Source organism: Acidicapsa borealis, assembly GCF_059115245.1.
On record NZ_JCACNY010000001.1, the window covers coordinates 5,645,533 to 5,665,872 of the forward strand.

Below are 20,340 nucleotides of genomic sequence, written 5' to 3' on the forward strand. Positions count from 1 at the left end.
CAAGCCTACTCGTAGTAAGTGGCTGTGGTGGTGTCGGTTTCCCATATGGTGCAGTCTTTTACGCGGACGCGGCCCTGGGTCATTTCGTTGAGCTGCTGGCTGGTCTGCTCGTAGAAGAAGCGGGCGATGTTCTCTGCGGACGGGTTGAGCTCGATGAAGGGCTCGATGTCGTTGAGCATCTGGTGGTCGATGCGGTCGATGACCGGGCGCAGGACGTGCTTGAGTAGCTTGAAGTCGAGCAGGAGGCCGGTCTCGTCGAGTTCGCGGCCGGCGAGGGTGACGCGCACCTTGTAGTTGTGTCCGTGGGGGTTTTCGCACTTGCCCTGGTAATTGCGCAGGTAGTGTCCTGAGGAGAAGCCGGCGTCTACGGTTACTTCATACATGGGTCTGAGTTCTTTCCGTTTTCAGATTCAAATGGAGTTACAGATTTTTCCGGCGCTTTTCGCGTTCGGCGCGGCGGCGCTCGTCGGTGCGACGGTCTACCTGTTCAAAGAGATGCGACATCGACCCGATCAGCGTGGAGACCAGCCCGAGAAGCATGAGGAAGATGGCCAGTGTTCGCCAGAGGGATGCGTTGGCGGGCAGGCCTGGTTGGAAGCTCGACGGCACGAACGTCATCCCGCAGGAGACCAGCGAGAGGATGGCGAAGGTGGCGGCGAGGAAGTAGAAGCTGCGGGACATGGGTACTCTTCAATTTTACGCTTGAACAGCTCGGGACAGTCTCAGAGGCTATTCCCACTTTGGCGCTGCTGCCAGGATCGGATGATTTTGCGGCGGCTCGCAACTTGACAGGGCGTTCCGATGCTCCTAGGTTTTCTACTATGAGTATGGAAGTCGAAATCCTGGATCGTCAGCAGGGTCCGCTTGCCACCCTGGCCACTCAGACCGGTTTGAGTACCCAGGAGCTCGTGGTGGAAGCAATTGACCGCATGATCGCTCATGGGGAATGGTTTGATGCGCAGGTCCAGGTTGGGCTCGATCAGATTGCGAGTGGCGAATTCATCGAGGAAGATCAGATGGATGAGTGTTTTGCGAGGCTGCTGAAGGCTTGAAGCGGCTGCGCTGGTCGCCTGCTGCGGCGCGCGATCTTGAATTGATCGCTGAGTATCTGCATTCCCACCTGCCTAGCTTTGCTGAATCGACCCTCGAACGAATCTACGCAGGGGCGAAGTCTCTCAAGCAATTTCCAGAAAAAGGCAGGCCGGGACGGAAGGGCGGTACCCGAGAGCTTGTGCTGCCGCGGCTACCGCATGTGATCGTCTACTCCGTCGATCAGAATTTCGTACATCTGATTCGAATTCTGCATGGGTCGCAGGAATGGCGGCTAGCCAAGACCCTGACAAATAGCAGTGTCACTTCCGCTGAGCTACTCGAAGAACAACTCCACATCGGTGATCGACGTGGTGACTTTGTAGGGTGGCAGGCTTTCGAGGAAGGCCTGGCCGTAACGCTTCTGACGGATGCGGGGGTCGAGGAGGACTAAGACGCCGCGGTCTTCGAGCGAGCGGATGAGACGGCCAAAGCCCTGTTTGAGGGCGATGACCGCCGACGGGACCTGGTACTCAAAGAAGGGCTTGCCGCCGGAGTCTTCAATGAACTTCATTCGCGCCGCGACGACCGGATCGTTGGGGACGGAGAAGGGCAGCTTGTCGATGATGACGCAGCTGAGCTGTTCGCCCTGCACGTCGACGCCCTGCCAGAAGCTGGACGTGCCGAAGAGGACGGCGTTGGGCGTGTCGCGGAACTGCTCCAGCAACACGTTGCGCGGGGCGGAGCCGTGCAGCAGGATGGGGTATTCGAGCACCGGAAGCAGGCGCTCGTAGAGGTCTCGCATCTGGCTGTAGCTGGTAAAGAGGCAGAAGGCGCGGCCCTTGGTGATGCCGAGAATGCGGCGGATGCACTCGGCGGCGACGGACTGGAACTCCGGGGCACGGGGGTCGGGCATCTCCGGCGGCAGGTAGAGCAGGGCCTGGCGCTCGTATTTGAAGTGGCTGGGGACGATGAGTTCTCTCGCGTCTTCGAGGCCAAGGCGCTTGCGGATGTGTTCGAAGCCGCCCTGCACGGTCAGCGTGGCCGAGGTGAGGACGACGGTGGGAAAGTTCTGGAAGAGCTGGGCGTCGAGCAGGCTGGAAACGTCGATGGGCGTGGCCTGCAGGAAGGTCGTGCGCGACTGCTTCTGCAGCGTGGCGGAGACGCGCCGTTCGAGCCAGTAAACCATGTTGCCGGAGTTCGATTCGAGGAGGAATTCGAGCTCGGTGCGCAGGTTGGTGACGCGCTTGCGCAGGCCGGGGGCTTCGTCGATTCCGCGGAGCTGGTCGAGGTCGGCTTCGAGCCGGACTAGGGTGTTCTTGACGCTGAGGTAGAGGTCGCCGCGGGTTTCGAGGAACTCTTCGCGGTTGTCGAAGGGCTGGCGGCCATCTCCGGCCATGGGCAGTTGCGAGAAGAAGAGGCGCGCGCGGTCGCGCAGCTGCTGCCCTGCGATGAGCACTGCCGTGTTCGGTCCACTGGCGTAGCCGTCGGACTTCTTCAGCATCGCTTCCGTATCGCGGACGAGGTCTTCGAAGCGCTGGTTGCTGACGGAAATGCCGAAGTAGCTGCTGGCGATGTCTTCGAGCTCGTGGGCTTCATCGAAGATCACCGCGCCTGCTTCAGGGAGGACTCCCGCGTCGGGCGCGCCGGAGGCCTGCTGGCGGACGGCTAGGTCGGCGAAGAAGAGATGGTGATTGACGATGACCACGTCGGCTTCCTGCGCTTTGCGACGCATTTCGGTGACGAAGCAGCGCTGGTAATCAGGACAAGTGGACCCGAGGCAGGCTTCGCTCCGTGCGTCGAGCCGGTGCCAGAGGGCGCTGATCTCGGGCAGGCCGGAGAGCTCGGCGCGGTCGCCGGTTTCAGTGGTTTTCTCCCACTCAGCGATCTGGTGGAACTGGTCGATCTCCTCAAGGCCCGTGAGCACCGGATGCGCCGTGAGCGTGACCAGCTTGTGGCGGCAGAGGTAGTTGGCGCGGCCCTTCATATAACAAACCCGCAGATCGCCGAGCAGCGATTCCAGGAAGGGGATGTCGCGGAAAAAGAGCTGATCCTGCAGGGCCTTGGTGCCGGTGGAGACGATGACGCGACGGCCGGTCCTAAGCGCCGGGAGCAGGTAGGCGAGGGTTTTTCCGGTGCCTGTGCCTGCTTCGACGATGAGATGCCGCTTCTCTTCGAGGGCGCGCTCGACGGCCTTGGCCATCTCCAGCTGCCCGGGGCGGTACTCGTAGGGCAGCGGCGAGTTGGCTAAAATGCCGCCCGGCGCAAAGAAGGCATGCAGGCTGGGCAGGGCGCGGATTGTGTCTTCGGTGGCGGGCATTCGAGAGGCGGGCGCGGATTGATCCTGCTTCCATCATAGAGAAGAAATTGCGAAAGAGCCTGCGCCGATGCCCGGAAAGGCCGTTACTCAAGTATTTCGAGCGTCAGCGGGTCGGGCTCGCCATCGAAGTACTTCTGCAGGGCTTCCTGGAAGACGGTTTCCTTGAGCGTGGCTTCGGCGAAGAGGGTCATGCTGGAGCGGAATTTGAGGCTGTCGATTTCGCCGAGGATTTGCTCGCTGGTGCGGCCTTTGACGGCGAGCATCAGCTGGGTGCATTCGATCAGCCTAGGGCCGAGGATGGGGTGTTTGAGGTAGGCGGCTGCTTCTTCGCGAGAGGCGATGGCGTAGTGAACAGCAGTCGGGCTGGAGCCGAGGCCGCGGATTTGCGGGAAGATGAACCACATCCAGTGGCCACGCTTCTGGCCGCTGCGGAGTTCGGCGCGCACCTGCTCGATGACGCGGCTTTGGGCATCGACGAACCGTTGCAGATCGTATGGGTCGTGCTGATCGTCTGTCTTCATCACGTTACCCCCTTCGCCAATGTACGCCAAGGCCCTTAAATCTCAACCTGTGCGGTTGACTTTGCAGGGTGGACTAAGCATACTTAGTCCATGGCCTACACCGTACACCAAGCGAAAACCCACTTCTCCAGGCTGCTCAAAGAAGCAGAAGCCGGCAAGGAAGTGATCGTGATGCGCGGCTCAAAGCCAGTAGCCAAACTCATACCCATCACCGAATCCGCAGCCGAACCCAAATTCTCTAGAATCGGTGGATTTGAAGGCCTCATTCAGTATGACGATGGTGTCTTTGACCCCCTCACGGATGAGCAGATGATCGAATACGGGTTCGACAACCCGGAGAAAGATGCTCGACTCCAGGCCGCAATGCGCCCTGATGCCGTCCCAACGAAGAAAGCCGGATGAGATATCTGCTCGATACGCACACCTATCTTTGGCTTCGCGATTCCCCTCAAAAGCTTTCGCAGACAGTTCTGAAGCTGATTTCGGACACCACTCAGCAAGGCTTAATTTCTCTGGTTACTCCGTGCGAAATCGCCATCAAGACCGGTACCGGCAAGCTCAACGGAACTCGATTACTTCTCGACTTTGAAAAACGAGAAACCGCTGTCGGTTTTTCGATCGCAGCGATTACTGTCACCCAGGCAATCGCCTCCGGTCTCCTGCCACGCCACCACCGCGACCCGTTCGACCGCCTCCTCATCGCCCAGGCCTTCGACCTCAACGTTCCCATCCTCAGCAACGACAGCACCTTCGACGCATACGGCGTCCACCGCATCTGGGACTAAACCAGAAACTAAGCGACAATAGAAACAGGGTCATAAAAATGGGGTAATTCGAATCCCCCGAGTGCGCATTGCAAAGCCGCCCGCGCTCAAACGATTCGTGATCGGAGCTATACCGTGTCGAAGTACCACAAATCCGTAGTGCCTTCCACGCCGGCGAGTTCGCGTCTGCCGCTGGTGGCGATTGTTGGACGCCCCAATGTGGGCAAGTCCACCCTGTTTAACCGTCTCACGCACTCGCGCCGCTCGATTGTAGGCGACGAGCCTGGCATCACGCGCGACCGCATCTATGGCGATGTGGAGTGGGATGGACGCATCATTCGCCTGGTGGATACGGGCGGCATCGTCACCGACGACAAGGACTACATTCCGAGCGAGATCTATGCGCAGGCGCGTGTGGGCATTGAAGAAGCCGACCTGCTGATGATGGTGGTGGACGCCCGGACGGAGCTGGCTTCGCCTGATTTCACCTTGGCGAAGATGCTCATTCGCGGTGGAAAGCCGACTTTTCTGGTCATCAACAAGGTCGAGAACCCAACGGTGCAGGCGGGTGCGGAGAACTTCCGCCAGCTGGGTATCAAGGAAGTCTTCATGATCAGCTCGGAGCACGGGCTGGGCATTGGCGACCTGCTGGATGCGATGTTTGACCGCCTGCCCGCGCCCGCGTTTTCGCCGAGCGCCGAAGAAATCGCCGGGCCGTACAGCGAGCCGCTGGATCCGAACGAGCCTGATCTGGAAGACGAGGTTGTCTTTGATGAGGACGCGGAAGATGAGATCGAAGAGGACATGGGTCCGGAAATTGAAGACGATGAGGATGATGAAGACGGAGAGCTTGATCTGCCCATCGATCCAAGCGAGTTCGGACCTGAAGAGGATCTGCTGACCGAGGACGATCTCGATGCCGAGGCGGAACTCAAGCCAGGGCGGGACGACCAGCCAATTCACCGGACGCATGGTGAGTTTGAGCAACATGAAACTTCCGTTGCGATCATTGGGCGGCCCAACGTGGGCAAGTCGACGCTGCTGAATGCGCTGACCGGGACTTCGCGAGCGATCGTTTCGCCCATTGCCGGGACGACGCGTGACGCTGTCGATGAAGTCGTCGAATACGACGGGCAGCGGCTGCGATTGATCGATACAGCGGGAATCCGGCGCAAGGGCAAGACGCATTTGATGGCGGAGAAGCTATCGGTCGTCATGGCGCGGCGGCATCTTGAGTCGTGCGATGTGGCGATTCTGATGATTGACGCGACCGAGGGTGTGACCGCGAACGATGCGCACATTGGCGGCTATGCCCATGAGAGCGGGCGGTCGGTGATCGTCGTCGTCAACAAGTGGGATCTGCTGACTACCGCGCGCACCGATGGCAAGGCTCCTGCGGATCGGGCTATCTATGAGGAGCAGGTGCGGCATGCGCTCAAGTATTTGAACTATGCTCCGGTGCTCTTCATCTCAGCGGCGGAAGGAAGCAACCTGAAGAAGCTGATGCAGGAGGTCAAGCACATTGCCAAGGAGCGTCGCAAACGCGTCACGACCGGGCAGATGAATCGCTTCCTGGACAAGATCGACTTCCAGCGCGCTCCTGTGCCGATGGCCAAGCGGATTCGCATCTTCTATATGACGCAGGCAGCTGTGGCTCCGCCGACGTTTGTGCTGTTCACGGACCGCAAGATTCAGCTCCACTTTGCGTTTCAGCGCTTCCTGGAGAACCAGATTCGACAGAATTTCGGGTTTGAGGGAACGCCGATCTGGTTCAAGATTCGGGCCCGGAACGCGGATAAGAAGTAGCCGAAGTCAGGCTGCAACCCGCTAAGACTGGTGGTATGCTCACGCTATGCAATTTACCGTCGAACTACCGGACTCTCTCGCCCAGCAGATTGTCCCTGCGGGCGCGGATCCATCTCGGGCGGCGCTGGAAGATATGGCGGTGGAAGCTTTCCGGGCGCATCGGTTGACAGAGAGCGAGCTGGCGATGCTGCTCGGTCTGGATCGCTACGAATTGGATGGCTTTCTGAAGCGGCGCGAGGTGTGGCTCGAATATTCGCTGAAGGATCTGCAGCAGGATATCGAAGTGCATAAGCAGCTGGGTTTGTAGGTAGGACTCGAAAGATGCGGGTCGTACTCTGTGATACCTAGCCGCTACGCTACCTCATTCTTATAGGGCAAAGCCGCCTCTTCGACCAGTTATACGGCAGGATTATTATTCCTGTAAAAGTTGCAGAGGAATTACAAGCCGAGCGCACACCAGAGGCTGTTCGCTTATGGATGCAGACGCCTCCGCTTTGGCTGGAGATACGTGAGCCTGCTGATACAACCGGGGCGGCACATGTTTCCACCGCGCTCCATGCAGGGGAGCGTCAGTTGCTCCTTGGCGCGCTCACTTGGAAACCGGATCTGATTGTGATGGATGACCGGGCAGGCGTAGTTGAAGCGCAACGATTGGGTTTCACTGTGACTGGCACGCTGGGCGTCCTGGCCAGAGGTGCGGAGCTGGGTTATGTCGATCTGAAGCTAGCTTTACGGGAGCTTCAAGGGACAAACTTTCGCGTTCATCCCAAGCTACTCGCAGCGATGCTGGCAATTGACTCAGAGGACAAGTCCTGATCTACATTCAAAGCAAACATCCCACTTACTCTGACCTTGATGGATTGCCGGGGCCGGATTCGCCGTCCTGAGTTATCGGTGAGTTACTCGGTAGCAGGAACCACGTCGCGATAATGGCCAATAGCACCAGCGCGATGGCCCACAGCAGGCCGTGCTGGTCGAGGATCTGCGTGGCGATAGCGGTGGCGAGAATGAAACATCCGCCCCAGACGCAGAAGGCGGCGATGAAGCGGATCAGCAGCTTCATCCAGAGCAGTTCCCGCATCTGCGGCATCCAGCGGCGGAAGTAGCCTAGCGGGTCGATATAGAAACTGCGCGCGGCGTAGATGATGTACGCGCCGAGGGCAGCGCGGAGCACGAATTCAACGATGGGATTGGACAGGATTTCCTGAGCGCCCAGCATCGCCATCGGCAAGCTACCCCCTCATGACATTAGACACCGGCGGGCGAAAAGTTTCTTCGGCCTGATTCATTTGCAAAACTGTTTGCCCACCAGTCGTCGAAAGCTGCCAGGGCGCGCTCGCAGACGATGCGATGGCGCTCTTTCTTGTCGCGGACTTTCTTGCGCATTTCTTCTTCGAGTGGGACGAGCAAATCGAACGTAATGTTGGCTGGCTGGAAGTGCTTCGGATCGGCTTGCGTGATGTAGTTGACCAGCGAGCCCAGGGCCGATTGACGCGGCGCGGCCGTGGGGTCTTCCCCGTGCGCGATAGCTGCGGCGTAGATGCCGGCGAGCAGGCCAGAGGCGATCGATTCGGTGTAGCCTTCGACGCCTGAGATCTGCCCGGCGAAGAAGATGTGCGGGTGAGCTTTCATGCGCAGGCGGTCGTCGAGCACGGTCGGCGAATTGATGTACGTGTTGCGATGGATCTGGCCGTAGCGCAGGAACTTTGCGTTCTCGAGGCCGGGGATGAGGCGGAGAACTTTTGCCTGCTCGCCGTACTTGAGGTGATTCTGGAAGCCGACGAGGTTGTAGCTGTCGGCACGCAGGTTTTCCTTGCGCAGCTGCACGACGGCCCACGGGGTCTTGCCGGTGCGCGGGTCGCGCAGACCTACGGGCTTCATGGGGCCGAAGCGCAATGTATCGGGGCCGCGACGGGCGAGGATTTCGATGGGCAGGCAGCCTTCGAAGTACTCGGCCTTCTCCCACTCCTTGGCTTCGGCGGCCTCGGCGGTGGTGAGGGCGTTCAGGAAGATGTCGTACTCTTCGCGGGTCATCGGGCAGTTGATGTAATCGGCTGTACCCTTGTCCCAGCGCGCGGCGAAGTAGACGCGATTCATGTCGATGGTTTCGGCGTCGACGATGGGCGAGATGGAGTCGTAGAACGCGAGATGATCGGCGCCGGTGAGCTTGGCGATCTCGGTGCTGAGGGCATCTGAAGTCAGCGGGCCTGAAGCCACGATGGTCAGCGTGTTCTCATCCGCATCAAGCGACGTCACTTCGTCGCGGATGACGGTGATGCGCGGCTCGGCGGCGATGGCTTCGGCGATGAGGCGCGAGAACTCAACACGATCCACGGCGAGCGCATGACCAGCGGGGACGGCTGTTGCGTCGGCGAGGGCGATGAGGCGCGAACCAGCGCGGCGCATCTCCTGCTTGAGCAGCCATGGGGCGGTATTGGGCGACTCGCTCTTGAGGGAGTTGGAGCAGACCAGTTCGCCGAACTCAGTGGTCTGGTGGGCGGGGGTCAGCAGCGGCTTTCCATCGACTTCACGGCGCATCTCGTGGAGCTCGACTTCGCACCCCAGGCTGGCTGCGGTGAGCGCAGCTTCAGGACCAGCGAGGCCGCCGCCGATGACGCGGATTTTCTTTACTGTCGAGCTCATGCCTGCACCTCTGCTTTATCGTGCGCGGCCAGCTTGGCGATGGCTTCCGTGGTCATGCGGACGTTGCGCCACTCGTCGAGGAAGTCTGCGCCCAGGGAAGCATAGAAATCGACCGCCGGGGTGTTCCAGTCTAGGACTTCCCATTGCAGGCGCGGGCAGCCTTTTTCGACGGCGATTGCCGCGACCCGCGCCAACAGCGCCTTGCCGATGCCCAGGCCGCGGAACTCGGGATTGACGAAGAGGTCTTCGAGGTAGAGACCGGGGCGGCCGGTCCAGGTGGAGTAATTGAAGAAGTAAAAAGCGAAACCCGCCGGTTTCTGGCCCTGTCCGAGATCGTGCTCGGCGATGATGCAGTGGAAGTAGGGATTTTCGCCGAAGCCGTCGCGGAGCAGGTCGGCTTCTGTCGCAGTTACTGCGTCTGGCTCGCGCTCGTAGATGGCGAGGCCGCGAATGAATGCGAGGATCAGCGGCACGTCAGCGGCGACGGCAGGACGAATCGTTGTTTTGAGGTTTGAAGACATCGTAAGGGGATCGACCAATCTGAAATCGAAGATTTGCAGGCTCTGCATGTGCAAGAATCGCCTGGCGCGCAGGAGCGAGGAAGAAAACGGCTGTTCCTCAGGACCGGCTCATAGTACAACGTTACCTGAATCCGCATTCAAGCGGCTGGAGAGTGAAGTGCGTCGGACAACGATTGCGATTTTAACTGCGATTCTCATACCTGCCGGAGCGTTGCTCTCCTGTGTCTCAAACGCACAGGGGCCGCTGCCGAAGGCGCTTCCGCACCCTGGAGTGACTGCGAAAGAGCCGACGCCGAAAGAGATTTTTGCACACTCCGTGCATCTGAGCGAGCTTGCGCCTGGGGCCGCGATGCAGTGCTCGGTGTCGGGTACGGTCCGCGACGCGAAGGGTGCGGCACTGGCTGGAGTTTCTGTGCGTATCGTCGAGGCGAACGGCGCGATTCATACGCTGACCACCGATGTTGCAGGCAGATATTGTGGAGTGGGACTGCCTGCGGGCAAATATTCCCTGCTGATCGACCGGGCTGGCTTTCGTTCTACGCGGCTGGATGCTCTGACCGTGGCAACGGGCCACGCACCGCAGGCGGATGTGGCGATGATTGCAGCTCCCGAACCGACCATCTCAGGGTCTGCGCACCCGGGTCCGATTGCTCCTCCGCCACCTGCTGCCCCCACTCCTCCGGTGCAGCTGGCCCCGCCGCCACCGCTGCCGGCGGTGTCCCAACCGGTTCACTCGGATCCGGCTTACTCTCTGGCCGAGCAGGAGGCGGCGTGGTTTCAACAGCTCAAGAACGGCTCCATTGTCTACGATGTGCCGCAGCAGATGACCCTTGGCGAGCCGGAGACGGTTGCTGTGACAATCTACGGATACAAGGCGGCCGTGCCTGCCAGCCAGGGAGACCAGACGCTGCCTGCGCAGTTGAAGGTGGCCGAGTTCATGCGGGTGGAAATCTCGCAGGCCGATAATCCGAACGAGTTCACCATTGTCCACGGAGATAACCCGGACGAGCAGTTTGTGCCGCTGAACGGCAGCCAGACGTGGACATGGACGGTGACGCCGAACCATACTGGCGACAACCAGAAGCTGAAGTTTCAGGCCTTTGTGATTTACAAGGACCCGGCGCAGAATGTGCAGCAGCCGTTGGATTCGACAGACAAGACGGTTACCGTTGGCACGCGCAGTATCGGTGACCTGGCGCATGATGCGAAGGACAATTTCTGGCTGCACCCGATGAACTGGGTGAAATATGTATTGCCGGGAGGCGGCGGGTTTATCCTGCTGGGCCTGCTGATCGGCTGGCTGAAGAAGAAGCGCGATAAGAAAGACGATTCTGAATAGTCAAGGAACCGGCCCGGACCGAAGATTCGCCGCATACATCGACGGGAGCGGCAATGTTGAAGCAGCCGCGTTTTTGCCGGAACCTCTCCGCCAGAACACTCCGCGTTTGGGCGCGGACGGTACCATAAACGAGTGAGTACTGAGCCTTCATCCCGTATACGTTCCGTCGTTTGCCTCTCGGGAGGCATGGATAGTTGTGTAACCGCCACGCTGGCCGCGCAGGAGACGGACGCGTATGCCCTGCACTTCAGCTACGGCCAGCGTACCGAAGCGCGCGAGTTGACCGCTGCCCGCGAAGTGGCGACGCAGCTGAAAATGACCGATTTTCTGCATCTTCGCATCGACCTCTTTCGCACGATTGGCGGCTCTGCGCTGACTGACTCCAGGATCGCCGTGCCCGATGCCGGGCCGTCGGAGGAGATTGGCCAGCAGGTGCCGGTGACCTATGTGCCCTTCCGCAACGCGCATTTTCTCTCGGCTGCGGTGAGCTGGGCCGAGGTGCTGGGCGCCGAGCGGATTTACATTGGCGCGGTGGAACAGGACAGCTCCGGCTACCCGGATTGCCGGCCAGCGTATTATGAGGCGTTCCAACAACTGATACGAACCGGTACACGAGACGGCAAAATTGAGATGCGGACACCGCTCATCGCCATGAATAAAGCGGAGATTGTCTCGCTTGGCCTTGAACGCAAAGCACCTTTGGATTTAACGTGGTCCTGCTACAGGGAAGAGCAGGAAGCGTGCGGTACCTGCGAGAGTTGCATCCTGCGTCTGCGCGCATTTGCCGCAGCCGGAGCGTCTGATCCAATCCGTTATGCTCCGATGGAGCGGTAATTGAAGCGAAAATCCGCCGGGGTGGAAGGCTGACCTCACGTATCGCCAGCCACCTGCATCCAATACGATCGAAGGGTGAAGGCGTCGGAACGCCGCAGCCGGTACCGCCCAACCGAATTCAATCGAGCGGAGTGCTCGATGCTCGTGTCAAGACATTCAAGGAGAAGAACAATGAAACGCACATCCTTACTTTCCCTCACTGGAGCGGTGTTGCTTTCCGCCTCATTATCAGTGGCGGCCCAGAATACGACAGTTGCAACGCCTCAAACGGGTGGTGCGGGCAAGATTCACGGCCATGTGACAGACCCGACGGGCGTCCCCAAGGGTGCCGGCACCATTGGCCTCTCTACCGACAATGGCCACACGTACAAATACACCTTCCCGGTGGACGCCAAGGGTGACTTTACCGGCGACGGAATCGCACCCGGCACTTACTCGGTGATCCTGCGCCTGCCTGAAACTCCGGAAGGCAAGTTCGTCGACGAGATCGACAACGTGAAGATTGTGGCCGGATCCGATGTTCAGCAGGATGTCGACATGTCCCGCCAGGCATATCTGGACAAGATGACGCCGGAGCAGCGTAAGGAAGTCGAAGAATACAAGAAGAAAAATGCTGCTGTTACACAGGCCAACGCGGTCATCAAAAACCTGAATGCAGACCTTCTCTCGGCCCGCTCGCTGATTCGCGAGGGCGATGGGGCTCACACTGCGGCTGTGACCGCGCTTGGGGCCGGCGCCAGCAAGACTGACATTGCCGCCAAGGAAACCGAGATCAAGACCGCCAAGTTCGGTGAGGCGGAGACGCTGATGCTCAAGGACACGGGAGCCAAGCCCGACGCGGCGATCCTGTGGGTTGAGCTGGGCAATGCGCAATCCGGCCTGGGCAAGTACGAGCCCGCAGAGGCCGACTTCAAGAAGGCCATCGAACTGAACGCTGCCGCGAAGCCTCCGAAGCCGGAGATCGATGGCGGTTCGTACAGCGGTTTAGGTACGGTCTACACGCGCACCAAGAAGATCGACGAAGCGGCAACCGCCTTTGACGCGGCGGCCAAGGCGCTGCCCGCGCAGGCTTCGCTCTACTACTCAAACTTTGCAAAGATGCTGTACTCGGCCAACAGCTCTGGCCAGCTCAGCAACCCTGACGCGCAGGCTGCGGCGGCGGATAAGGCCATTGCCGCTACTCCGGCGAGCAACACGCCGGCCTACGGAATCCTCTTCTACCTGAAGGCCCAGGCTCTCACTCAGAAAGCCACTTTCGATGCAGCGACGCAGAAGATTCAGCTGCCTGCCGGAGCGACGGAAGCTTACCAGAAGTATCTCGAATTGGACCCGACCGGGCCTTTTGCCGAGGACTCCAAGGGTGTGCTCGCCGCGGCCGGACAGAAGGTCGAGAGCAAGTTCAAGGCGAAGAAGTAGTCTTACTCAATCAAGTGGCGGCTTCCGTGGCTCCTCACAGGGCTCCGGAAGCCGCCATTTCCTTTTGCTGCGCTCTTTTTTCCTCCTATTTCGCGGCTGCAACCGCCCACTACAATCGAATCGATGGTGGGAACTCTTCTCAGCTATGCCGAGGCCGCGGAGCAGGTGCGGCGGTTTCTCGTCGCCCGGGCGGAATACGCCGATTCTTCCGCCGCTGCCGAGCGAGCGTCGGAATGGGTGCCGCTTTCTACGGCGGCGGGGCGAGTGCTTGCAACTGGGGTTCGGGCTGACCGGGATCAGCCGCCTTTTCCCCGCTCGACGCGGGACGGTTTTGCCTGCCGCGCTGCCGAGGCGAGTACCCACCAGTTCCTCTTTCTCGCCGGGCGGCTAAAGGCCGGGGAAACCTCCAGCGGAGTGCTGAATACCGGCGAGGCGTGGGAGATTATGACGGGCGCAGCCGTCCCTGCCGGGGCGGACGCTGTCTTCATGGTGGAGCATGTGGAGATCGGCCCGGAAGCCGACTTTGTCCGGCTCGCGGAGCCGCGCACCCTACAGCCGGGTGAAAATATCGTTCCCCAAGGGGCTGAGGCGCTGGCTGGGGATCTGCTCATTCCCCCGGGAGTCCGGCTGAGCGCTCCGCAGATCGCACTAGCGGCGCAATGCGGGTATAGCTCTCTCGAAGCTGCAGCGAAGCCTCGAGTTGCGATCCTCTCGACTGGCGATGAACTGGTGCCTGTCGAAGCTACGCCCGGTCCGAGCCAGATTCGCAATTCCAACGCTCCGATGCTGGCAGCGCTGGTGGAAGCTGCCGGTGGGATCGCACTGCTTTCGCCGTCGGTTGCCGACGAGGAAGGGGTGCTCGATGAAGCGATTCGCACCGCGCTGGACGCTGATCTTCTGTTGGTTACGGGAGGCATATCAGCCGGGCGGTTCGATCTGGTCGAAGATGCGCTGGCTCGGGCCGGGGCTCGCTTTCATTTCCGGGGAGTCGCCATGCAGCCGGGCAAGCCGGTGACCTTCGGCGAGATTCCCCGAGCGGACAGGGCGTCCCTTCCTGTCTTTGCGTTGCCGGGCAATCCCATCTCGAGCGCCGTCACGTTTCAGCTCTTTGCGGCTCCGGTCCTTGCGGCTCTGGGCGAAGACTCCGGTCCGCAGCCCAGATTCGCTCTGGCAAAGCTTTCGGGCGAGTGGCGCGGCAAGCCTGGGCTGACGCGCTTCCTACCCGCCAGCTGCGACTTCGCGGCGGAGGCGACGGTGCGCCTTATTCCCTGGCAGGGCAGCGGCGATCTGGCTGCTTTCGCGCGCAGCAACTGCTTCCTGATGATCCCCGCGGATGCCGCGCAGCTGATCGAAGGCAGCCTGGTGCAGATTCTCCTGCCGTAGGAGCGCTACAGCGCTTGCTCTCCGGCTTTGCGGCGTCGCACGACCGCCCAGACGCCGATGGCCACGAAGATCAGCACCAACCCTGTCAGGAAGAGCGCCAGGTGCTCATGGATCATCTTGCCGATGAGAGAGACTGCCTCAGGGCCGAGTTTAAGCACCAGCAGCGAGAGCACCAGCCAGCGGATAATGCGCCCGACGAAGACGGCGAGCAGGAAAGGCATCACCCGCATCTCGAAGACCCCGGCGGCAAAGACGAATGCCTTCCAGGGCGTGGGCGGAGGGAGCATGCTGGGTACGAGCACCGCCAGAAATTCCTGCTTCTCGAACCGCTGCCGCATTGCCTCGAACTTCTTGCGATCGACGCGCTTGAGCAGGAACACCTCGCCCCCGGCGCGGCCCAGGCCGTAGGGAACCAAACCACCGATGGCCGAGCCGGCGGCTGCCACCAGGACGTAAATCCAGAATTGCGGCTTGTTGTTCCAGACGTAGACAGCGATGAGGGCGTCCATGGGCACGGGGAGGCTGGAGGCGTCGATAATGGAGATCAGCGCCACACCCCAGAAGCCGAGCTTCATCAGCGCCGGCAACACCAGGAAGTTCCACTTCGACATCAATTGCAGGAAGAATGCTTTCAAGACAGGCCTTTGTTTCCCTCAGGTAACTTTGATGTCAGTTATTCGTCTAAGGGAGTATCGGGTATGAGGGGAATAGTGCTTCGTTTCCATTCTATGTTGCCCGCCACGTGGATTCCTGTTCGCAACTGGGCTGCCATATAGCCCAACATCCCGGAGAATGAGAGAATTAAGAGAGTTGCGAATCGAATTCCGCCGGACCAGCAAGTTCCGCCGGCCCTGAACCCCTAATGCCACCCAGCCAAACGCCGACCGACCCGAACCTTTCCGAGCCGCTGCCGCCTCCGCCTCCCAGGCGTTCTGTCGCCCTTTCCGAAGAGCGGCCGGAGGAGTCTGGTCGCGAAAGTGCGGAAGGTACGAGTGAGTCTGGTCCGGTGCCGGCGTACGGCCGTTCCGGGTCGCGCTATCTCGATTACGACACGCACGAGCTGCTCGAGAAGATCTCGGAATATGAAGACGAGCGGCGCTGGCAGCGGATTCGCGAGGGCATCTGGATCTCGATCCTGGCCCACATTCTCTTCTTTTCCATGCTGAGCTGGATTCCCCGCTACATATTCCACCAGCCGCAGGTGATTGACCCGTTTGACGCAATCAAGGAACGCAAGGATCTGACCTATCTGGACGAGCTTCCGGACGCGATCAAGCAGGTCCAGAAAATGAAGGCTGTGCCCAAGCCCATCCTGAAGCCGAACCAGACCCAGGTGGACAAGCAGACGATGGAGAAGCTGAAGGAGATGGACCGCGCCCGGCCCAAGCCTCCGCCAGTTCCGCAGAAGGCCGAGGTCACGCCGCCGCCGGCCGTCGTCCAGCCTGCCCAGCCCGTTCAGCCGCAGCCGCAACAGCCTGCCGTTGTAGCGCCGCCGCAGCCCAACCCGGCAATTCCACTGGATACGCCTCGTCCTGCTCCGGTGCCGGCCAAACCTAATTTTTCGCTGGGCCCGCAGAATCCCAACGACCAGCTTCGCCAGGCCATGCGCGACTCGGCCCATCCGCAGCAGGGTCAGGATGGCGCGATGCACTCGATCCCCATTCCAGCAGCGCCCAGCAATGCCGCCGTCGGTGGGTCGCAATTCCTCTCGGATTTGCAGGGAGTGGACTTCAGCGCCTGGAAGATCCGTTTCGACAACGAGATGATCCGCTCCTGGTATCCGCTTATCCCCGAGGAAGTGAAGCCGCCGATCGGCAAGCGCGGCATCGTTGTCGTCCGCTTCAAGATCCTGCCCAACGGGCGCGTAATGCCCGGCAGCATGACCCTCGACGGCCGCTCCGGCGACACGGCGCTCGACCGGGCGGCCTGGGGCGCGATTACCAGTTCCAACTACCCGCCTATGCCCCGCGAATTTCACGGGCCGTATGTTGAAATGCGCGCGACGTTCCTTTACAACGTGAACCAGTAGCCCGTTCACCAGATTGTCGGAGATTTCAGATGCGTTTTCGTTGGACTGCAGGATTACTGGCGCTCTCAGGGTTGTTACAGGTCTCGTCGGCCGTTGCCCAGTCTGTCCCGGCTGCGCCTGACCAGGCTCCAGCGAATCCGGCCCCTGCCGCCAAACCGCCCGCCATTCCGTTTGGCGCGGAAGCAAAACTCACGGACCACAAGGCTTTCCATCCCACCGAGGAACTCCCCAAGCCGGAAATGCGAACCCCGGAAGAGCGCTGCAAGGCCAGCAAGCAGGATGAGGACGCCGGCATTCGAATAGGGTTGGGAGTGGAGTTTCAGCCCTATGTGGACCGCCTGCAGCGCATCACGAATGCCAGCTGGAAACCTCTCATTCCGAAGGAAGCCGACGCTCCCGTGCGCAAGAAGGGCGTGGTTGAGGTCTGCTTCACCCTGCTGCCCAGCGGTCAGGTGGAACCGAAAAGCATGATTCTGGTAGGCCGCTCCGGCGATGATGCGCTGGATCGGGCCGCGTGGGGAGCGATTCAAAACTCGGTCTATCCGCCCATGCCGAAGGAATTCAAAGGATCCGACACCGTGATCCTCCTGCACTTCGCCTACAACACGGAGAACCATCCAGACCCGCTCCACAACCTGCCTAAACCCCCTCAACTGCCCGGCCCGGGAACCTTCACAGTTGGCTACACCAGCAAACTGTAGTGAGCCTTAGCGACTGTTCTGAGCAGGAGAGAGTGGTGTCGTCTCCGCGTGCGAATCCTTTCATGCAAAGCACAAACGTGCCTCGTATGCCTTAGAATCGTAGCGTTCGTTCGTACCCGAATTCCTACTGTCTTCTATTCGCTGACCGCCAGAAAGGCCTCTCCTCAATGAACACCTTCGCCAGCCGGGCTACGCTGACAACCGGCGCCAAGAGCTACACCTACTACCGTCTCCCCGCGCTCCAGGAACGTGGTTTCAACCTTTCCCGCCTGCCGTTCAGCCTCAAGATTCTGCTGGAGAACCTGCTTCGCCGCGAAGACGGCGTGAATGTGACTGCTTCCGATATCGAGTTCCTGGCCAAGTGGGAGCCGGGCGCTGAGCCGAGCCGCGAGATCGCGTACATGCCGGCGCGGGTACTGATGCAGGACTTTACCGGCGTTCCGGCGATTGTCGATCTAGCCGCGATGCGGGACGCGATGAAAACTCTGGGCGGCGACCCGGAAAAGATCAATCCGCTACAGCCGGCCGAGCTGGTCATCGACCACTCCGTTCAGGTGGACGAGTTCGGTTCGCCATCCGCGTATGACGCCAACTCGCTGCTCGAATTCCAGCGCAACCGCGAGCGCTACGCCTTTCTGAAGTGGGGCCAGACGGCCTTCCGTAACTTCTCGGCTGTGCCGCCAGGGATGGGCATCTGCCACCAGGTGAATCTCGAATACCTGGCGCGGGTAGTCTTCACTGCCGAAGTTGCTGGGGAACAAGTGGCCTATCCTGACACGTTGGTTGGCACCGACTCGCACACCACGATGATCAACGGCCTGGGCGTGCTGGGCTGGGGCGTCGGCGGCATTGAAGCCGAGGCGGCCATGCTGGGCCAGCCGGTTTCCATGCTGATTCCGCAGGTCGTCGGCTACAAACTGACCGGCAAGCTCAAGGAAGGCGCGACCGCGACCGATCTGGTGCTGACCGTGACCGAGGCCCTGCGCAAGCTGGGCGTGGTCGGCAAATTTGTCGAGTTCTACGGGCCCGGGATTGCCGAGCTGCCGTTGGCCGATCGCGCGACCATCAGCAACATGGCGCCTGAGTACGGCGCGACCTGCGGCATCTTCCCCGTTGACGAGGAAACGCTGCGCTACCTGCGCCTGACCGGCCGCAGCGAAGAGCAGATCGCGCTGGTTGAGGCCTATTACAAGGCGCAGGGACTTTTCCACACCGCCGATTCTCCCGAAGCGGAGTACACCCAGACGCTCTCGCTCGATCTAGCTACTGTTGAGCCGAGCGTGGCCGGACCGAAGCGTCCTCAGGATCGCGTGCTGCTGTCGGAGACCGGAGCCAGCTTCCGCAAGCAGTTGCCCAACCTGCTCGGCCCCGCAGCCAAGCCGGCTGGGGAACGCACGGCATCGCTCTGGTCCGCGGCTACAGCCGTCCTCGACCGTGTGCTGGGCAAAGAGCCAGCCGCACAGATTGAGGCCGACAAAGCCCGCGGCGAAAACGAGGGTCTGGATCGCGGCCTCGAAGTCGCGACCAGCCAGAACGGACACAGCCCCGCTGCCAACACCGTCCAATCGCGCTTCGGCATCAATCCGGACACCTATCTTGATCACGGCTCAGTCGTCATCGCAGCCATTACCAGCTGCACCAATACTTCGAATCCCTCGGTGATGATCGCCGCCGGCCTCCTCGCCAAGAAGGCTGTCGAGAAGGGCCTGACCGTTCCGCCGTGGGTCAAAACTTCGCTGGCTCCGGGCTCTCGCGTCGTGACCGACTACTACACCAAGGCCGGCCTCTTGCCGTATCTCGAAAAGTTGCGCTTCAACGTGGTCGGCTACGGATGCACGACCTGCATCGGCAACTCCGGCCCGCTGCCGCAGGATGTTTCGGACTCGATCAATGAGCATGGCCTCGTCGCTGTGTCCGTGCTGAGCGGCAACCGCAACTTCGAGGGTCGCGTGAATGTGGATGTGCGCGCCAACTACCTGATGTCGCCGCCGCTGGTCGTTGCTTACGCCATCGCTGGACGCATCGACCACAATTTCGACAAGGATTCGCTCGGCCTGGACCCCGCGACCGGGCAGTCGGTCTTTCTCAAGGACATCTGGCCGACCCAGGCCGAGGTCAACGACGCCATTGCACTCGGCGTGAATAGCGAGAGCTTTACCCGCGAGTACTCGACCGTTACCCTTGGCGACAACAACTGGCAGGGGCTCAAGTTCCCGCTCGGCGACACCTACGAGTGGGAGCCGGACTCGACCTACATCCGCAAGGCGCCTTACTTTGACGGCATCACCCCGACTCCCGCGCCTGTCTCCGATATCGCCGGAGCCCGTGTGCTGGCCATTCTTGGCGACTCGGTCACGACGGACCACATTTCCCCTGCCGGAAGCATCAAGACCAGCGGCCCGGCGGGCAAGTATCTCGCCGAACATGGCGTGCGTCCTGCCGACTTCAACAGCTACGGTTCGCGGCGCGGCAACCACGAAGTCATGGTCCGCGGGACGTTCGCGAACGTACGGCTGAAGAACAAGCTCGCCCCCGGGACCGAGGGCGGCGTGACCCGGCTGCTGCCGGAAGGCACCGGCATGTCGATCTATGACGCCAGCGTGACGTACGCCGAGCGCGGTATTCCGCTGGTCATCCTGGCCGGCAAGGAATACGGCTCGGGCTCAAGCCGCGACTGGGCCGCCAAGGGTCCGAAGCTGCTGGGCGTACGCGCTGTGATCGCCGAGAGCTTCGAGCGCATTCACCGCAGCAATCTGGTCGGAATGGGCATCCTGCCGCTGCAGTTCTCGGACGGCGAAACCGTCGAGTCCCACGGCCTGACCGGCGAAGAGCTCTACAGCTTCCCCGGCCTGAAAGCCATGCTCGACAGCAAGTTCGCCGGCGGCAAAACACTCAACGTACAGGTCAGCTCCCCGGACGGCACCACCAAGCTGATCGCCTGCAAAGTCCGCATCGACACCCCGCAGGAGATCGCCTACTACGAACACGGCGGCATCCTGCAGTACGTCCTGCGCTCGCTGGCTGTGAACTAGGG

General features: G+C 60.8%; 21 protein-coding genes and 1 pseudogene. 14 read left to right on the forward strand and 8 right to left on the reverse strand.

Going from position 1 to position 20,340, the window contains the following annotated elements; genetic code table 11:
- Nucleotides 1-5: 5 nt before the first annotated feature.
- The gene (queD, locus tag AC5S27_RS23035; protein WP_493936901.1) at nucleotides 6-383 is read right to left on the reverse strand and encodes a 6-carboxytetrahydropterin synthase QueD; all 378 of its coding nucleotides are present in this window, start codon (nucleotides 381-383) and stop codon (nucleotides 6-8) included.
- A 37-nt stretch (nucleotides 384-420) separates the two neighbouring features.
- Nucleotides 421-681, reverse strand: a complete 261-nt coding sequence (locus AC5S27_RS23040; protein WP_493936902.1) for a hypothetical protein — start codon at nucleotides 679-681, stop codon at nucleotides 421-423.
- A gap of 140 nt (nucleotides 682-821) precedes the next feature.
- Here AC5S27_RS23040 and AC5S27_RS23045 point away from each other — a divergent pair, with 140 nt between their 5' ends.
- Nucleotides 822-1,052: a hypothetical protein gene (locus AC5S27_RS23045; RefSeq protein WP_493936903.1), complete on the forward strand. Its 231-nt coding sequence runs from the start codon at nucleotides 822-824 to the stop codon at nucleotides 1,050-1,052.
- A complete protein-coding gene (locus AC5S27_RS23050; protein ID WP_493936904.1) occupies nucleotides 1,025-1,483 on the forward strand; it encodes a type II toxin-antitoxin system RelE/ParE family toxin in 459 nt (152 codons plus the stop codon). The genes AC5S27_RS23045 and AC5S27_RS23050 overlap by 28 nt, the downstream gene beginning before the upstream one ends.
- On the opposite strand, the gene yoaA is transcribed toward AC5S27_RS23050, so the two are convergent.
- Entirely contained in the window at nucleotides 1,367-3,349 is a 1,983-nt protein-coding gene (yoaA, locus tag AC5S27_RS23055; protein WP_493936905.1) for a DNA repair helicase YoaA, read from the reverse strand. The two genes, AC5S27_RS23050 and yoaA, sit on opposite strands and share 117 nt — an antisense overlap.
- Nucleotides 3,350-3,432: 83 nt before the next feature.
- The gene (locus tag AC5S27_RS23060) at nucleotides 3,433-3,870 is read right to left on the reverse strand and encodes a DUF1810 domain-containing protein (protein WP_493936906.1); all 438 of its coding nucleotides are present in this window, start codon (nucleotides 3,868-3,870) and stop codon (nucleotides 3,433-3,435) included.
- Between the two features lie 90 nt (nucleotides 3,871-3,960).
- Here AC5S27_RS23060 and AC5S27_RS23065 point away from each other — a divergent pair, with 90 nt between their 5' ends.
- The 5 genes and pseudogenes from AC5S27_RS23065 to AC5S27_RS23085 form a co-directional block, all read left to right on the forward strand.
- Nucleotides 3,961-4,272: a type II toxin-antitoxin system Phd/YefM family antitoxin gene (locus tag AC5S27_RS23065; protein WP_493936907.1), complete on the forward strand. Its 312-nt coding sequence runs from the start codon at nucleotides 3,961-3,963 to the stop codon at nucleotides 4,270-4,272.
- The gene (locus AC5S27_RS23070) at nucleotides 4,269-4,655 is read left to right on the forward strand and encodes a type II toxin-antitoxin system VapC family toxin (RefSeq protein ID WP_493936908.1); all 387 of its coding nucleotides are present in this window, start codon (nucleotides 4,269-4,271) and stop codon (nucleotides 4,653-4,655) included. Before AC5S27_RS23065 ends, AC5S27_RS23070 begins: the two co-directional genes overlap by 4 nt.
- A gap of 114 nt (nucleotides 4,656-4,769) precedes the next feature.
- A complete protein-coding gene (gene der, locus AC5S27_RS23075) occupies nucleotides 4,770-6,440 on the forward strand; it encodes a ribosome biogenesis GTPase Der (protein ID WP_493936909.1) in 1,671 nt (556 codons plus the stop codon).
- 46 nt (nucleotides 6,441-6,486) lie between these two features.
- Nucleotides 6,487-6,747, forward strand: a complete 261-nt coding sequence (locus AC5S27_RS23080) for a UPF0175 family protein (RefSeq protein WP_493936910.1) — start codon at nucleotides 6,487-6,489, stop codon at nucleotides 6,745-6,747.
- Nucleotides 6,748-6,800: 53 nt separating this feature from the next.
- A pseudogene (locus AC5S27_RS23085) lies at nucleotides 6,801-7,256 on the forward strand (PIN domain-containing protein); the annotation flags it as partial.
- Between the two features lie 25 nt (nucleotides 7,257-7,281).
- Here the strand turns inward: AC5S27_RS23085 and AC5S27_RS23090 are convergent.
- The 3 genes from AC5S27_RS23090 to AC5S27_RS23100 are packed head-to-tail and all read right to left on the reverse strand — an operon-like array spanning nucleotide 7,282 to nucleotide 9,652.
- The gene (locus tag AC5S27_RS23090) at nucleotides 7,282-7,671 is read right to left on the reverse strand and encodes a hypothetical protein (RefSeq protein WP_493936911.1); all 390 of its coding nucleotides are present in this window, start codon (nucleotides 7,669-7,671) and stop codon (nucleotides 7,282-7,284) included.
- A 17-nt stretch (nucleotides 7,672-7,688) separates the two neighbouring features.
- Complete coding sequence (gene trmFO / locus AC5S27_RS23095; protein WP_493936912.1) at nucleotides 7,689-9,083, reverse strand: methylenetetrahydrofolate--tRNA-(uracil(54)-C(5))-methyltransferase (FADH(2)-oxidizing) TrmFO; 1,395 nt, start codon at nucleotides 9,081-9,083, stop codon at nucleotides 7,689-7,691.
- Nucleotides 9,080-9,652, reverse strand: a complete 573-nt coding sequence (locus AC5S27_RS23100) for a GNAT family N-acetyltransferase (RefSeq protein ID WP_493936913.1) — start codon at nucleotides 9,650-9,652, stop codon at nucleotides 9,080-9,082. The genes trmFO and AC5S27_RS23100 overlap by 4 nt, the downstream gene beginning before the upstream one ends.
- A 109-nt stretch (nucleotides 9,653-9,761) precedes the next feature.
- Here AC5S27_RS23100 and AC5S27_RS23105 point away from each other — a divergent pair, with 109 nt between their 5' ends.
- The 4 genes from AC5S27_RS23105 to AC5S27_RS23120 all read left to right on the forward strand — a co-directional run bounded on the left by AC5S27_RS23105 (nucleotide 9,762) and on the right by AC5S27_RS23120 (nucleotide 14,576).
- Nucleotides 9,762-10,943, forward strand: coding sequence for a carboxypeptidase-like regulatory domain-containing protein (locus tag AC5S27_RS23105; protein ID WP_493936914.1), 1,182 nt, complete (start codon nucleotides 9,762-9,764; stop codon nucleotides 10,941-10,943).
- Between the two features lie 132 nt (nucleotides 10,944-11,075).
- Nucleotides 11,076-11,777: a 7-cyano-7-deazaguanine synthase QueC gene (gene queC, locus AC5S27_RS23110; RefSeq protein ID WP_493936915.1), complete on the forward strand. Its 702-nt coding sequence runs from the start codon at nucleotides 11,076-11,078 to the stop codon at nucleotides 11,775-11,777.
- 171 nt (nucleotides 11,778-11,948) lie between these two features.
- A complete protein-coding gene (locus AC5S27_RS23115) occupies nucleotides 11,949-13,193 on the forward strand; it encodes a hypothetical protein (RefSeq protein ID WP_493936916.1) in 1,245 nt (414 codons plus the stop codon).
- Between the two features lie 123 nt (nucleotides 13,194-13,316).
- Nucleotides 13,317-14,576: a molybdopterin molybdotransferase MoeA gene (locus AC5S27_RS23120; RefSeq protein WP_493936917.1), complete on the forward strand. Its 1,260-nt coding sequence runs from the start codon at nucleotides 13,317-13,319 to the stop codon at nucleotides 14,574-14,576.
- 5 nt (nucleotides 14,577-14,581) lie between these two features.
- Here AC5S27_RS23120 and AC5S27_RS23125 read toward each other — a convergent pair whose 3' ends face one another.
- Nucleotides 14,582-15,211 carry a YqaA family protein gene (locus AC5S27_RS23125; RefSeq protein ID WP_493936918.1) on the reverse strand — a complete coding sequence of 210 codons (630 nt, stop codon included), beginning with the start codon at nucleotides 15,209-15,211 and terminating at the stop codon, nucleotides 14,582-14,584.
- Nucleotides 15,212-15,438: 227 nt separating this feature from the next.
- On the opposite strand from AC5S27_RS23125, the gene AC5S27_RS23130 reads away from it, so the two are divergent.
- From AC5S27_RS23130 to AC5S27_RS23140, 3 genes are all read left to right on the forward strand, one after another.
- Nucleotides 15,439-16,605 (forward strand): energy transducer TonB, encoded by a 1,167-nt coding sequence (locus AC5S27_RS23130; RefSeq protein WP_493936919.1) that lies wholly within the window; start codon nucleotides 15,439-15,441, stop codon nucleotides 16,603-16,605.
- Nucleotides 16,606-16,634: 29 nt separating this feature from the next.
- A complete protein-coding gene (locus AC5S27_RS23135; RefSeq protein ID WP_493936920.1) occupies nucleotides 16,635-17,306 on the forward strand; it encodes a TonB family protein in 672 nt (223 codons plus the stop codon).
- Between the two features lie 167 nt (nucleotides 17,307-17,473).
- Complete coding sequence (locus AC5S27_RS23140; RefSeq protein WP_493936921.1) at nucleotides 17,474-20,338, forward strand: aconitate hydratase; 2,865 nt, start codon at nucleotides 17,474-17,476, stop codon at nucleotides 20,336-20,338.
- Nucleotides 20,339-20,340 lie beyond the last annotated feature (2 nt).